Origin of the sequence: Paenibacillus sp. FSL H3-0329 (genome assembly GCF_037963285.1) — a bacterium.
Taxonomy (GTDB): domain Bacteria; phylum Bacillota; class Bacilli; order Paenibacillales; family Paenibacillaceae; genus Paenibacillus_AQ; species Paenibacillus_AQ odorifer.
On the sequence record NZ_CP150150.1, the window covers coordinates 6,779,067 to 6,794,084 of the forward strand.

Annotated in this window: 11 protein-coding genes; 7 read left to right on the plus strand and 4 right to left on the minus strand. The window is 43.3% G+C overall.

Annotated elements, in window-relative coordinates:
* Positions 1 to 27: 27 nt before the first annotated feature.
* The 3 genes from NSQ66_RS29940 to NSQ66_RS29950 all read left to right on the plus strand — a co-directional run bounded on the left by NSQ66_RS29940 (position 28) and on the right by NSQ66_RS29950 (position 6,199).
* Entirely contained in the window at positions 28 to 1,866 is a 1,839-nt protein-coding gene (locus tag NSQ66_RS29940) for a histidine kinase (protein WP_038573903.1), read from the plus strand.
* Positions 1,867 to 1,869: 3 nt separating this feature from the next.
* Complete coding sequence (locus NSQ66_RS29945; RefSeq protein ID WP_038573904.1) at positions 1,870 to 3,441, plus strand: response regulator; 1,572 nt, start codon at positions 1,870 to 1,872, stop codon at positions 3,439 to 3,441.
* Between the two features lie 136 nt (positions 3,442 to 3,577).
* Positions 3,578 to 6,199: a family 16 glycosylhydrolase gene (locus tag NSQ66_RS29950; protein WP_076099765.1), complete on the plus strand. Its 2,622-nt coding sequence runs from the start codon at positions 3,578 to 3,580 to the stop codon at positions 6,197 to 6,199.
* Positions 6,200 to 6,386: 187 nt separating this feature from the next.
* On the opposite strand, the gene NSQ66_RS29955 is transcribed toward NSQ66_RS29950, so the two are convergent.
* From NSQ66_RS29955 to NSQ66_RS29970, 4 genes are all read right to left on the minus strand, one after another.
* Positions 6,387 to 6,767, minus strand: a complete 381-nt coding sequence (locus tag NSQ66_RS29955; RefSeq protein WP_038573907.1) for a FlxA-like family protein — start codon at positions 6,765 to 6,767, stop codon at positions 6,387 to 6,389.
* A 202-nt stretch (positions 6,768 to 6,969) separates the two neighbouring features.
* Positions 6,970 to 7,680 carry an ABC transporter permease gene (locus tag NSQ66_RS29960; RefSeq protein WP_038573909.1) on the minus strand — a complete coding sequence of 237 codons (711 nt, stop codon included), beginning with the start codon at positions 7,678 to 7,680 and terminating at the stop codon, positions 6,970 to 6,972.
* On the minus strand, positions 7,677 to 8,522 hold the full coding sequence (locus NSQ66_RS29965; protein WP_038573911.1) for an ABC transporter ATP-binding protein: 846 nt from the start codon (positions 8,520 to 8,522) through the stop codon (positions 7,677 to 7,679). Before NSQ66_RS29965 ends, NSQ66_RS29960 begins: the two co-directional genes overlap by 4 nt.
* 104 nt (positions 8,523 to 8,626) lie before the next feature.
* Positions 8,627 to 9,562: a LytTR family transcriptional regulator DNA-binding domain-containing protein gene (locus NSQ66_RS29970; protein WP_038573913.1), complete on the minus strand. Its 936-nt coding sequence runs from the start codon at positions 9,560 to 9,562 to the stop codon at positions 8,627 to 8,629.
* Between the two features lie 673 nt (positions 9,563 to 10,235).
* On the opposite strand from NSQ66_RS29970, the gene NSQ66_RS29975 reads away from it, so the two are divergent.
* The 4 genes from NSQ66_RS29975 to NSQ66_RS29990 are packed head-to-tail and all read left to right on the plus strand — an operon-like array spanning position 10,236 to position 15,014.
* The gene (locus NSQ66_RS29975) at positions 10,236 to 11,633 is read left to right on the plus strand and encodes a radical SAM protein (RefSeq protein ID WP_036682396.1); all 1,398 of its coding nucleotides are present in this window, start codon (positions 10,236 to 10,238) and stop codon (positions 11,631 to 11,633) included.
* Positions 11,630 to 13,090, plus strand: coding sequence for a radical SAM protein (locus NSQ66_RS29980; protein WP_036682397.1), 1,461 nt, complete (start codon positions 11,630 to 11,632; stop codon positions 13,088 to 13,090). The genes NSQ66_RS29975 and NSQ66_RS29980 overlap by 4 nt, the downstream gene beginning before the upstream one ends.
* Before the next feature lie 18 nt (positions 13,091 to 13,108).
* Positions 13,109 to 14,341: a hypothetical protein gene (locus tag NSQ66_RS29985; RefSeq protein ID WP_052097394.1), complete on the plus strand. Its 1,233-nt coding sequence runs from the start codon at positions 13,109 to 13,111 to the stop codon at positions 14,339 to 14,341.
* Positions 14,301 to 15,014 (plus strand): ABC transporter ATP-binding protein, encoded by a 714-nt coding sequence (locus NSQ66_RS29990; RefSeq protein WP_036682398.1) that lies wholly within the window; start codon positions 14,301 to 14,303, stop codon positions 15,012 to 15,014. Before NSQ66_RS29985 ends, NSQ66_RS29990 begins: the two co-directional genes overlap by 41 nt.
* Positions 15,015 to 15,018 lie beyond the last annotated feature (4 nt).

The window sequence follows — 15,018 nt, forward strand, 5'->3', positions numbered from 1 at the left end:
ATATTACAAGGGTAGGAGGCTACTTAAATGAAGTATCTGCTGACTAAAATGAGGAAGCTGTACCGTAATTCCCGAATCTCCCAAAAGTTGTTTCTGGCTTTTAGCATGATGATTGCCATCCCTGCGATTGTGGTATCCTTTTTATTTATCCGCACACAGGAAAGTCAGCTATACAAGGACGCTATGGCTACCGGCAGCAGCCATGTCTCACGAATTAACGAACAACTGCGCAGCAAAATGGGCATTATTGAGAACGCTTCCTCTACTGCGCTGAATCAAAAGGCATTTGTAGATTTTATTCACTCCAATATGCGCGGGGATGGCCTGCGTCTCGTAAAATTTAGACAAAATCAATTTGAGCAAATGCATAATATCATTCAAAGCTACGAGATGATCAGCGAGCTAAGTTTCTATGTCGATAATCCAAACCTATTTGAGATTTGGCCTGAAATCTACCATTATGACAAGTTCTGGCCGAAGGACTACTGGGTGACACTTCGGGAGGAAGGCGGTGCGGCATACCGCTTATTTGCTTTTAAAGATGGAGAGCATACGCTATCCTATTACCGGCTGGTACGCCTTCAGGGGCAACAGCAGAAACTCCCTACCATTATGGAAATCCGCGCCCAGCATAGCGTCTTTTTCAGTGACCTGCTTGAGGATAGCGGGGGGGATTTCTTTTCTGTAGTGATGGATGGAGCCGACTCTTCCCGATCTGTATACAATCCTGAGCATATCTTTTCACAAAATGCCGGTGAGGAATTGGATAACATTCTAGGTAGCATTCACCAGCGGCTGGATGTGCTGCAGCAGAGTAGCCCCATTAAGGTCAAGGTAGGCGACCATACTTACTACGCGTTGTATCGCTACATCGCCCCACTGAACGCCTATGTAGTGGATATTGCCTCTCATCAAGCGCTGATGAAAGGCCCACGAAGCTGGTATTTGCTCGTAGTAGCGATCACATTGTGTGTATTGCTGCTAATGTTACTGCTCGTTTCACATACCACTCGGCGCATTTTCCGCCGGCTCGACAGGGTGCTGGCTTCTATGCGCAAGGTGCGGCAAGGCCAACTGGATGCGAAAATTGATACCGGCCTGGATAAAAACGAAACCGGTGACGAAATCGACGAGGTGGCCGTCAGCTACAATAATATGTTGGACGAAATCAAACATTTGATGACCCAAGTGGTAGATAAGCAGCTGATTGCCAAAAATGCACAGCTGCACTCGCTGCATTCGCAGATCAATTCACACTTTTTATATAACGCGCTGGAATCCATCCGTATGCTCGCGGAGGTTCAGCGACAGCCCGCTATCGCCGAAGCGTTGGTGTCTTTAGGCTCACAACTGCGATACAGCATGCAATGGCGCAGCGATACGGTTGCGCTTAGCGAAGAACTTGCCAACATACACAGCTATGTCCGATTCATAAACTTCATGGAGGGTGGCAGCATTGAGTTGACGGCGGATCTCCCGCAGGAGGTACTGCGTTATACAATTCCTAAAATGTGCATGCAGCCCATCGTCGAAAATGCCGTTCATCATGCAGCGCCCTCGGGCGGCAGCGTACGTATCCATATTACCGTATCGGTAGAAAATGAAAGCCTTCTGCTAATTGAGATACGAGATGATGGCGCAGGTGTTGACCCGGAAATGCTGTCCAGTCTGCAGGCTGTGCTGCGGGGCGACTCAGATTCACCGATTGTTACCAGCAAAAACGGACTGGGCTTGGAGAACGTGCATAAGCGCATACAGCTTCATTATGGTAAGAACTGCGGTCTTTGGATTGACAGTGTGCAGGGTGCCTATACTTGTGTAACCATACGTTTGCCTTGGGAAAATGTGAATCTTGGAGGATGGTAGGGCATGATCAATATTCTAATTGTGGACGATCAAAAGCACATTCGTGATGGGCTGCAGGCGATGCTGCGTCAATTTCCGCTGCAGCTGGACAATATTTACTGTGCAGTAAACGGAATTGAGGCCTTAGATATATTGAGTCAGCACAACATCCAACTGGTGATTACTGATATCAGGATGCCCGATATGGATGGACTGACGCTGATGGCGAAGAGCAAACAGGAGCATATTGAGGTAGATTACCTGATTATTAGCGGCTATAGTGATTTTGCCTATGCTCAAAAAGCCATCGAACTTGGAGCAAAAGGCTACCTGCTCAAACCTGTGAAACGTGAAGATCTGCAAACCGCAGTAGAACATGTAGCAAATGAGATAAAAACACGGCAGGCGCTCTCGCGTAATATGGAGCATATCTCCCGCCGCGCCCGGGAGACAGACCGCAAAGAACTGAGTATGTTCATGCAGGGTGCAATGATTGATGAAGCGTGGGTTCTCCAGACCCAGCAACAGAATCCAGAGTTGTGGAGTAATTACCGCCTGTGTCTGCTGCGGGAGGAATTATGGATTAACCAACCGGGGGCCGACAGTAGCCACAGTATGGAATCCCTTGCCTACCGTGTGTATGGCAGACGAGGGTGTATATGCCTGCAACACCGCCCGTACCTGATTCTCGCGGTTGATGCAGCCGTAGATACGGGAGCCTTCCCGGCCGCCCTCAAAGCAGGACAGATAGATGCCATTACTGCCATGACCAGCCCGCAGCAAGGATTGAAGGAGTTGCCCCGCAGCTATACACAAGCGCTAGAGCTCTATCGCCACAGTTACCTGTTTCCAGAGAAGAGCTGCATCTTGCCAACACATATTGAGCGACTGGAGCAGCAGTGGGAGCTTCCCTATGAGGAGTTATATGCCCTGTTCCAGTTAATCGGCACCAAAAACAGCGGTACAATCACCCAAGGCATTTCTATGATATTTCACAAAGATACATTGCAACGTTATCACATCCAATACACACAGCAGCTATGCCGTGCCATTGTACAGATGCTGGAGGAATCTGTGCGTGTAATCCGCCCGTACATGGGGGAAGAAGCGCTGGACAGCGAATGTTTACGTAATCTATTCGATTATCCGGGTATTCGCGATTATATTCAGGCGCTGCAACAACAGCTGCTTCGGCTGAACCAATTTTATTATGAATATAAGTGCAGCTATCGCAACTCGCAAGATTTGAATGAAGCCATACGCTTTATACACGAAAGCTATCATAAACCCCTGGATCTCGCGATGGTATCGAACCACGTGTCGCTTAATTATGCCTATTTTTCTAACCTGTTCAAAAAAAATATCGGCAAAGGCTTTGCAGAATACTTGCGCGATGTGCGCCTGGATAAAGCCCGGCGGCTGCTGGCCGAAACCGATCATAAAATTGTAGAGGTAGCCACCATGGTAGGGTATGAAAGCTACAAAAGTTTTACACGATCATTTCGGGATGTCATGGACATGCAGCCCACAGAATACCGGCAAATGATGCGCCGGAAGCACGACAGCGAGGAAAAGTTCCGTGACACAGCGCTATAAATAATCAAAAGCCAAAAAATTGGGTTATAACAAAAATAATTGTACCTTTTAGCTGATTATTATATTCGATAGAATAGAGATGACCCTAAATGTAAGCGGTTTCGTTTCTTCATTATTTTATTAAAGGAGGGCAAGTATGAAACGACTTTACAATACGGAAAGTGGTTTTAAGCAGAAGGTATTTAGTTTGTTCTTAGCAGTAGTACTGTTGGCTGGGGTTGGTCTATTGCCGACTTCTAAGGTGCAGGCAGCAGGAACCACAGTTACCTCTATGTCTTACTTTTCAGCGGCAGACGGTCCTGTCATCTCAAAATCAGGGGTTGGGCAAGCTAGCTATGGTTTCGTCATGCCCACATTCAATGGGGGCTCTGCCACCTGGAATGATGTTTCCGATGACGTCGGTGTAAAAGTAAAAGTTGCTGGAAACTGGGTGGATATTGACCATGCAGGCGGCTATACCTACAACCAAAACTGGGGACACTGGAGCGACGGTGGCTTGAATGGCTATTGGTTCACTCTCTCCGCAACAACGGAGATTCAGCTGTTCTCCAAGGCTAATGGAGTTACACTTGATTACACCCTGGTATTTCAAAACATAAACAAAACGACCATTACTGCTATGGCCCCTACACAAGGGCCGCAGATTTCAGCAGGATTTACAGGAAGTGCAGGCTTTACTTATCCTACCTTCAACAATGATCCGGCCGTTACCTATGAAGCCGTAGCTGAAGATCTGAAGGTATATGTAAAACCTGTAAGCAGCAGTACATGGATTGATATTGACAATAATGCAGCCAGCGGCTGGATCTATGATAACAACTTCGGACAATTCACCGAAGGCGGCGGTGGCTACTGGTTCACCGTAACAGAGTCTATCAACGTCAAGTTAGAATCGAAAACCTCAACGGCTAACGTCGTTTATACCCTCACCTTTAATAAACCTGTAAGAAATTCATATGTCTTAACTCCTTATGAGGGAACGACCTTTACCGCAGATGCAAAAGGTGTAATAGGTGTACCGCTACCTAAGATTGATGGGGGCGCTCCAATAGGCACTGAACTAGGAAATTACGTATACCAAATTAACATCAACGGACAATGGGTTGCTATGAGTGATTCCAGCCAGAGCGGATTTGTATACGCCGGCAATGGCTATAACAACATGTCCGATGCCAACCAGTGGGGATATTGGGCTGACTACATCTATGGGCTTTGGTTCCAGCCTGTCCAAGAGGATGTGCAAATCCGTATTGGCTATCCATTAAATGGACAGGCGGGCGGAAGTGTCGGCAACAATTACGTCAACTATACCTTTATTGGTAATCCAGATGCCCCACGTCCGGATGTATCCGATCATGATGACATTGCCATCGGAACACCAAACGACCCGGCGATAGAGGGCATGAATCTCATTTGGCAGGATGAATTTAACGGAACAGCACTCGATACGAGCAAATGGAGCTACGAACAAGGTTATTATATTACTGACGATCCGAATAGCTGGGGCTGGGGCAACGCGGAACTGCAGCACTATACAGACAGTACACAAAATGTATTTGTACAGGACGGAAAGCTGAATATCAGAGCTTTGAACGATTCAAAATCCTTTCCACAGGACCCAAGCCGGTATGCCCAGTACTCATCCGGCAAGATTAACACCAAAGATCAGCTGTCCTTCCAGTACGGCAGAGTAGATATTCGTGCTAAGCTGCCTACAGGTAACGGCGTTTGGCCAGCACTTTGGATGCTTCCGGAAGATGCCGCTTATGGAGCGTGGGCCGCATCCGGGGAAATTGATATTATGGAAGCCAAAGGACGCTTGCCCGGCACGACCAGCGGGGCCATACACTTTGGCGGACAATGGCCTGTAAACAGATATATTGCTGGTGAATATCACTTCCCTGAAGGTCAGACCTTCGCCAATGATTATCATGTGTACTCCATGATCTGGGAAGAAGATAATATGAAATGGTATGTGGACGGCAAGTTCTTCTTTAAAGTCAGTAGAGATCAATGGTATTCCGTAGCTGCACCTAACAATCCGAACGCCCCATTCGATCAACCCTTCTACATCATTATGAATCTGGCGATCGGCGGTCACTTCGACAGCGGTCATACCCCAGATCCGTCGGATATTCCTGCAACAATGCAAGTGGATTATGTTCGTGTCTATAAAGAAGGCAACAGCGAGAATCCGGTAAACGTGCCGGTTACCGGTATTTCTCTGAATCAAACCACTGCGCAGGTGGAGGTCGGACAGACTGTGCAGTTGAACGCCAATGTTGCCCCGTCTAATGCAACCAATAAGCAGGTCACTTGGACCGTATCAGGTACCAACGTCGCTTCCGTGAATCCGAACGGTCTCGTGACGGGACTCACTCCAGGCACAACAACCGTAACGGCTACAACAGCCGACGGTAATAAAACAGCCCTCTCCACCATCACTGTTGTACCGGCAGCATCATCCGGTGTTATCATTGTCGGCGATGAGGTGCGGGGCCTGAAGAAAATAGGTGACGACCTGCTGTTCTATGTGAACGGCGCAACCTTTGCCGACTTACACTATAAGTTGAATAACGGTGGGCAGCTAAACGTAGCCATGACCCCGGCAGGGAACGGTAGCTATACCTACCCTGTAAATCACCTGCAACACGGGGATACCATCGAGTACTCCTTCACCTATAATCCGGGACAAGGGGCCGTCGATTCCCCGACGCTCTCGTATATCCATGGGGTAACCCAAGGAACACCAGAATAAAATAGTTGAACCCTAAGCAACTGCATGAACACAAATAGGCGAGGAGGAAGTGTTGAAGCTTCCCTCTCGCCTATTTTGTTGTTTTTACCGTGCTGCGGGTCTTCTCGGGGGAAGCTCGGCTAGCTAGCCTCATGATTATGGAGTGTCAGTTTATCACCTGACGCTTTCCGCACCTTCGCTCGCTTGCCTAAATTAACGCGTCGAAATGACCCTCCGCGTCCACCGTCGCCGTCCGGGGATCAGTCAGGCCGATGCCCTTGAGGCCTCCCTTTCCTTCATTTCCCCAAAGGGGGAGGTGATCTTGAAGCGGAGAAGCAGGCACAAAATTTACGGAGGTACTGCTCCCGCTTTTCTGTACCAGTTGGGACTCCAGCAGCCGGATTTGCCGCTGCAGCTGCTCCCTGCGATAAGGAGTTTGCATCTCACTTCCTTGTGCCGCATTCACTTTATCCAGTTCCATCATCAGCCGGTTTCGCTGTTTCTCCAGAGAACTGACATCACTCTGTGTACCGCCGTAGGCCGCAATGGTCTGTACGGAGCTGATGCCTGATACTGTCTGTGCCGCCATGATCTTTCCCCCGTTTCCTTGGCTCCCAATCCAAAATCAGCCAAATTTGAAAGTTCTAATCATCTTTATTACCCGGCAGGCCCCGTCATGACAACATCACAGCCTCAATTGGAAAATAATCGTCGTATAGTCTCAGTCGGCCGCTTGTTTCAACCCTACCAAAGACCCACCGAAGGCTGGCTAAAGTCCCTTCAGAGCTCCCTTACTCGTCCTTCAACCGCCGCTGATATAAAATGACAGACACTACTGTTAGCACAACCGTCCATGCCAAATTAATGAGGAGTGGTTTCACTACATCGCCCGTCGTATAACCTGTATTGCTTAGACCCAGCAGATGCACAAGCTGACTGCTTGGCATGTAATCCAGCACTTTGAAGACCGGATAATCCTTCACTAGTACTTCTCCCCACGGTGCCCCCATAAATATGAACGCCACAGGGAGTATAGATAATGAGGATTCAAGCAACGTCTTGGAGAATAAACCGCAGATCGTCCCGGCTGCAGTGTACAGAATAATCGAAAGAATGATTACTGCCACAAATGCCCATATATTAGCTGGCTCATAGCCAAATAATAATGTAGAAATAGCGAGAACAACAGCAGACATGACAAAGACCAAACTGCTTTTACCGATTAGTACATCCATGGTCGTAGCCGGTGTCATCATTAATGACCGTAAAGTGTTACGTTCCTTCTCTTCCGCAATCAAGCAGGCTTGTGCGAAACATGTTAGCAATACAAACGAACTATTAAAAAGAAAACCGCTGGCTCCAGGTAAAGACGCACCTGCCCTCTTGAAAATCAGAGCGATAATAATAGGAAAAATCAGCATAATGGACAGCGCGTAGTTACGTGAAAACTCTTTGTAATCCTTCACAAATATCGCCCGGGCACGTTTGTATGAGATACTCATAGTAGCTCACTTCCTGTCATTTTAATAAAAATATCACCTAGACTTGGCTCTTTCGTTTCTAACCGGTCAATTAGCCCCCGCTTCATCCAATCCGCGATTTGGTCAGCCGCCCCCTCATCGATCGGGAGCTCGTAGGTTTCCCCATTGATTAAGTCCACACTAATTACGTTCTCCCGGTGCTGCCGTTTAAGTTCCTTCGGTGAACCGATGGTTTGGATTTGACCCTGATACAGAATCGCTACACGGTTGCATATCAATTCTGCTTCAGACATATCATGCGTAGTCAGAAAAATCGTAGTTCCTTTCTCATTTAAGTAGCGTAAGCCTTTATAGATATGTGCTGTGTTTACCGGATCTAGAGCCGAAGTTGGTTCATCCAGGAATAATAATTCCGGCTCATGGATAATCGCGCATGCCAGCATGACACGCTGACGCATCCCTTTGGATAAGAGGTTAGCTTTCTTTTTGCGCTCCCCGCTTAAGTTTACAAACTGCAGCACCTTGTCGACCGCAGATTTGGGAAGATCATATAACTTACGATACAACTCCAGATTTTCCTCAATACTTAACCTCTCATATAGACCACTGTTATCCGTCAAAATGCCAAAACGCATCTTCTGAGCAGACTGCTGCATCATCTCCGCCGGCTGGTCAAATACACTTGCCTGTCCACTTGTCGGATTTAACTGTGCCGTTAGAATCTTAATTAATGTTGTTTTGCCTGAGCCACTCGGGCCAAGGAAACCAAAAATTTCACCCTTAGGAATTGAAAAAGAAACATCTGCTAACGCATCCTTTTCTCCAAATCTCTTATGGATACGTTCTACCCGGATAACATTCATTAACTCCACATCCTTAGTGTTGATGGCTTAAACATATACAGATTACATGCTTCCTGCCATCAAAACGCGCCGAAATGTAGCTGTAAGCGCCTGAATGGTACCATTTAAATGTTAAGAAGTGCTTTTAATTCAGGCAATTTTGAACGGGATAACGGAACCACGGCATCTTGACCTGTATTTAATCGCAAGCTGTAGCTATTTTTCGTCCATGTAATAATCTCTCTTACTTTTTGCAGATTAACAATGTAAGATCGGTGACACCTAAAAAAACCGAAATTTAATAATCGCTGCTCGAGCTCGGTCAGCGTCAACGCACAGTCATAATTTTCACCGCCCACATGAACAAGGATTGACCCCTCTACACTTTCTATAAAATCAATTTCAGGCGGATTAAATAAAATCACCTTATCATTTCTTTTGGTAGAGATCTTCTGCAAGGTTATATTGGCCTCGTCTTGTTTCTGTACTTCCTGCTTATCCTCGTCGAAGTCCCGAATATCCAATGGATGAAATCCCGATTCGTTCAACCGATAAATGGCATCACAGGAAATAAGGGCATCCTCTAAATTCGAAGTTAAAATTAAAATCTGCTTTTCTTGAGAAAGATCATCCAGAATCCGTTTGAGTTGACGACAATCTTGCTCTTCCAAGTAAAAATAGGGTTCCTCCAGTACAAGTGTAGGCTGATGCGCAAAAAAGACACGCAGCAATGTCACATACATCCTTTTCGATGAGCTTAGATCCTTGATCTTTACCTTCCGTTCTTCTTTTAAAGCAAAATAATCTATCAACGAAGCGGTACGCTCATTCCTCTCTGTTACTCTGATTAGAAAAGTGATTAGTTCCTCCACCGTTAAACGCATATACTCGTTTTGCCCAGCCCGAAATAAATAATATTGGGAATGATCCCCTAATTGATTCATTAAAAGCTGCTTTCGCTTCAAGTCCGTTATGATGCCAACCGATTGGTTCGGTGTCATATTTAATTCGATCTTCGGTAGAAATAATTCCCCATTATAATAAATTGGTTGAAATTGCATGCCATCCTCCCGGTCAGTGCTGCTATAGGGTATACTTTTTCAATTTTGTTCCTGTTATTTCCTCCTCGATAAATACGATTTAGGTAATATTTAATGCAAATATTAGTAGTCAAGGCATCTAGTTTACCGCATCTCTAGTGAGCAGGAATTCCCTCAACTTAAATTCCTCACTGAGATTTAATACATTTATTTCGAAAATTTTGGAAGAGTTTTGATTTTGTGACTAAATTCACATAATAAGTAGATTTAAAATTATAGAATAACATTGTAAATAAATGGGTTATTAGGGTATCTAAAGAATCAATGGATGTCATTAGGTTTGGGTTAACAATTTTATCTAAAAGCATCTTTCTTCTAGATAAAAATAATATAAAGGAGGTTTACATATGTCGAGTGAAAATCAATTCAAAACTCGCTCCGTGAACGACGACAAGGATCTATGGACAGAATTATTTGATCAGGTAGAAACATTGGAAAATCGTGACGAAATGGCCTGCATTAATCTTTGTTGCTGGAATTGTTGTTTCCAAATTTGAGTCGATGAAAAAAGCCGTTCTCTGCGGCTTTTTTTTACGAATAATTCTTTAATACCCAATATAAGTGATTCACAATAAATTATACAATTAAACAATATTTTTTAATAATTCCAAAATTGTATAGAGGTGAAAATATCATGATAGTAAATAAATACCATTTAAGATATGAGTTTGATGAAAAAAACCTTGTTATCAATACTTTGACAGGTGCTGTAGATTTTTTCTCTGCAGAAATGCTTGATTTACTGGATTCAGCAGAGAGTTGGGAACTATCTAATTACCCGCCTGAGCTTAAAGAAGACGATATCGAGTTCTTATTGAGGAGAGGCTACATTTTTGAGAATAATGAAGATAAGGAGCGACGATTAAACCAAGCATCACAAATCATGAATTATGATCAATTCATGCATTATATTATTTGTCCGACTTATGCCTGCAATTTTCGTTGTACATATTGCTTTGAAGATCATTTGCTTCATGAGAGTACACGCTTCATTACCGAAGAACAAATAGAGCATGCGTTTTCCGCAATTGATATTCTGCATAAAGAAAGCGGAATGGACAAAGGATTAATTAACCTATTCGGAGGTGAGCCCCTCTTACCTCCCGCCAAGAACATGGTAGAAAAAATCTGCGAAGAAGCGGAAAAACGAAATTTTATAATCGGTTGTAATACAAATGGTTATCACTTGAAAGCTTACGCCGACATTTTAGAACGCTTTCGCGATTGTTTAAGTGTTATGGTTTCTGTCGATGGCCCTGAGGAAATACATGATAGTCGGCGCTTTTTATCTGGAGGACAGGGTACATTTCAACGGATACACCAAGGCGTTAATGAATTATTAAACCGTAACATCCCTGTTATGATCCGGATTAATATAGATCAAACTAATATTAAAACTGTACCTGAGTTAATAAAGTACTATCATCAATGCGGCTTCTTCGGGCATCCTTCCTTCTCAATAACCTTTGCTCCTGTAACAGATCATACTTGTCTAGGTCTGAGTTCTACTTTGATGAAAGGTTATGAGATTGCAAAGTCTTTAATCCGACACGTCCCTAACTTTACAGAACTTGAAAAACAAAAGAAGATCGGCCTTAGTCCTGAAATGTTCCGTTTCTTCCGGACAGGCATGTTACTTGATCCTGAATTACAAGATAGAGTTGGGATTATTTCGCCACAACTTGTCTACTGTGAGGCTACTGAAGGAAAAACCTATGCTTTTGGACCTGATAATAATATGTATGCATGTCCGGATTTAGTGGGAAAATCAGAATATCGCATCGGCCAGTTCTCCCCTGTTTTTACGAAGGAACCCGTTTTTGACCAATGGAGAAATTTTAATGTTCTACAAATACCCAAATGCAAAGACTGCTCTGCAGCAATGATTTGCGGCGGCGGCTGCGCTGCACAAGCTTTATCAACATACGGAGATCTGGACCTTCCTTGTTGTCCGGATGCAAAGAACATGCTTGGTCAATATCTACACGAATTGCAGGAGGAAGCTGCACAATACGAGGAGGTTAAATCATGATCAAAAGCACATATAATTCTATTCATCCTATTAACAATGGGAATTATATCTTGATTAATTCTCTTAGTGGAGCAGTAGATGTAGTGGATGGTCTAGTAAAGGAACGGCTAGATCGGATTGAACAGACTAATCTGCAACGAGATAATCAAGATGAGGTTGAACTACTTACTTTTTTCAAAAAAAGAGGGTATATCTTTCATAGCCTTGCAGAAGAACAACAAATACTTTTTAAAGTTAAAGATGCAATGGAAAAAATGACGGCAAAGAGTAAATGGGGTATGACCTTCAATGTTTGTACAACATATGCTTGTAATCTAAGGTGCCCCTATTGCTATCAAGGCCATCAAATTCATGACCATAATCATGCATTAGACTCAGATGAAATAACCAAAATGTTCGAAGCTATTACTCAAATTATTAAAATGGAAGAAAATCGTGGCCGCTTCATAGGAGCACAACATCGTATGGTTTTATATGGAGGAGAACCACTTCTTCCGCAGACTAAAAATACAGTTAAAGAAGTGGTAGAACGTGCTGTTAATGAATATGGTTTCCGTATGTGCGCTATTACTAACGGGACATTCTTGCATCAATTTTTAGATATTTTTCAACCTTACCGTGACCAATGGGATTTCTTTCAAATTTCACTTGACGGCCCCAAAGCTGTTCACGATAAACGGCGTATCATGGCTGGTGGACAAGGAACATTTGATCGTATAGTCCAAAATATTGATATGGCCCTGGAACGAGGCTTTGCCGTTGCTACTAGGACAAATGTTAACAAAGAAAATCTGGGTCATCTGGTCGAACTGGCTAATTTCATTGAACAAAAGGGCTGGAATAAGTTCCCCCACTTTGGTTGGCAAGTCACGCCTGTTACTAATCACTTCAGTGAACCAATGCCCGACCACTTACCTGAACATGAACTGTTGATAGCCCTATATGAAATGTTCGGCGACTTGGATTCTTTTATTGATAAATACAACGCAAGACTGGGATCAGTGATAAACATGCGCACCTCACGAATTAGAAACACGATCCGATCTTTTGATTGGAGCAGGATGGACGATATGGATGCTTGTACTTCCTCGGGGGTCACTAGTGTTCCACATTTTAAAGAATGCAGCGCGCGCGAACAACGTTTCTATTCATTTGGGACAGAAGGACTTATCTATGCCTGTCCCGACTCTGTAGGCCGTGCAGAGACCGCCGTTGGATCATTTTTCCCAAAATATGAGCTGAATTCTGAAGCTCATCAGCAATGGGACCGGGGAATTACAGATTCCAAGGAATGCACGGAATGCTCTATCTCTCTCTTTTGTGGTGGTGGTTGTGCTTATGCCAATTTAATGAGGAATGGAGATATTACAAAGCCCTATTGTAATTATGCCAATGAAACAATAGATGTTTATATCAAACATAATAAACACCTTTTCGAAGAATTGGGTACCGTCTAAAGAAAGAGGGGGATAATTATGAATGCGATAGCAGCAACAAAATATCCCCAATTGATACCCTATATTATCCATGAAATGGATGTTTGGGAAGAGGGGGCTCGCTATTTAGTTCACTTTGACAATGGTCTACAAATGAAAGTAACAGAAAAGATTTTAACCATTTTTAACTGTATGGACGGAAAAAAGTCGCTTTTAGAGATTTCTGAGCAATTATTAGAGAAATATGAAGTTGCCCCACGCTTAGAAGAGCTACAATATTTATTAGAACATCTTCTAACTGAGAAGGGTATCGTTGTAGGGAGCGAAAAAATAGCAGAACATTCCTCGGCCATCCGTTTTCGTACTCCACTATTAAATGCAAGCCGACTGGAAGGCTGTTCCCAACCCTTTCAGCATCTTTTTTCTTTAAAAGGTATTTGTATTTTTGGAGTTCTTATGAGTATTGCCCTCTACAACTACATAATAAATTTAAGTCTTTCTGCAAATAAAGCAGATTTAGGTTCTTATCTTTTTTGGATTATTACTTTTTTCATGATTTTGTTTTCGGCTATATTCCATGAATTTGGGCATACAGTGGCGGCTTTTAAATATAATGTTAAACCAAGAGATATGGGGATCGGATTGTTTTTTTTAGCCCCTGTTCTTTTCGTGGATTTGAGTGATGCTTGGAAAGCAAGTAGAAAAGAGCGAGTAGTGATCGACCTTGGAGGTATATATTTTCAATTATGGATATTTATTATATATGAATTATCATCTATAATAACAGGGAGCAATATACTATTTACTGCCAACCATTTTATTTTGCTTTCCATTATTAGCAATCTAAATCCATTATTACGTCTTGATGGTTTCTGGGTACTTACAGATATCCTCGGAATTCCCAACCTGCATACTAGAACTTTTACATTGGTAAAACAAGGATTATTGGGATATGTATGTAGGAAACGACTTTTCCGCGAGAAATTTAGATTAAATATTATCAATATGAGCAGTACTTACAAGAAAGTGTTTTTAGCGTATTCCTCTTTATACTTAATTGTTTTCAGCATTGCTTTAATGTATATGTTACGTTTTATTTTTTCATTTACTTCCCTCTTTCATTCTTGGAACTGGACAAACTTCAAAGGCCTTTTGATAGTGATTGTGATATTAATTCTTCATTTCACCATATTACTTATTAAAAAAATTAACAGAAAGAAGGAAAATTCAGTTGATTGTAGAACAACCGATTCTGGCCATCCAAAATCTTAACAAAGAGTACGAATCCGAAGCCGGCATAATATCTGTTCTTAAGGGAATAAATCTGAAGTTTTACAAAAGTGAGATTGTAAGCATTATGGGACCCAGCGGCAGCGGAAAATCAACCCTGCTTGGGATTATGGGATCCCTAGATAAGCCTAGTACAGGGAAAATCGCACTTGAGGGTAAGTCAATCGAATCTTTATCTGAAGAAAAACTTTCTGATTATCGCGCACAAAAAATTGGGTTTGTTTTTCAATCCTTCAATCTAATCTCTACAATGACCGCTCTTGAAAATGTAATGCTTCCCATGTTCTGCATCAAAGGCACCCGACATAGTGAAATACGTAAAAAAGCAGAAGAAATGTTGAAGCTTGTGGGGATGGGCGATCGGATGAAGCACCTGCCTAATCAACTATCCGGCGGACAACAGCAACGTGTCGCTATTGCAAGAGCTCTGATTAATAAGCCCTCTCTAGTCATTGCTGACGAGCCAACCGGCAATTTAGATCGTGATTCCGGACAGAAAGTTCTTGACCTTATCTTCCGCTTAAAACAGCAAATGAGAATGACCTTCATTATTGCTACCCATGATCCAGAGGTTGCTTCAAAATCCGACCGAGTGATTTACATTAGAGATGGAAGGGTTGAAACTGAGGATCCTTGTCTGAGTAAAGGAAGGTGAATAT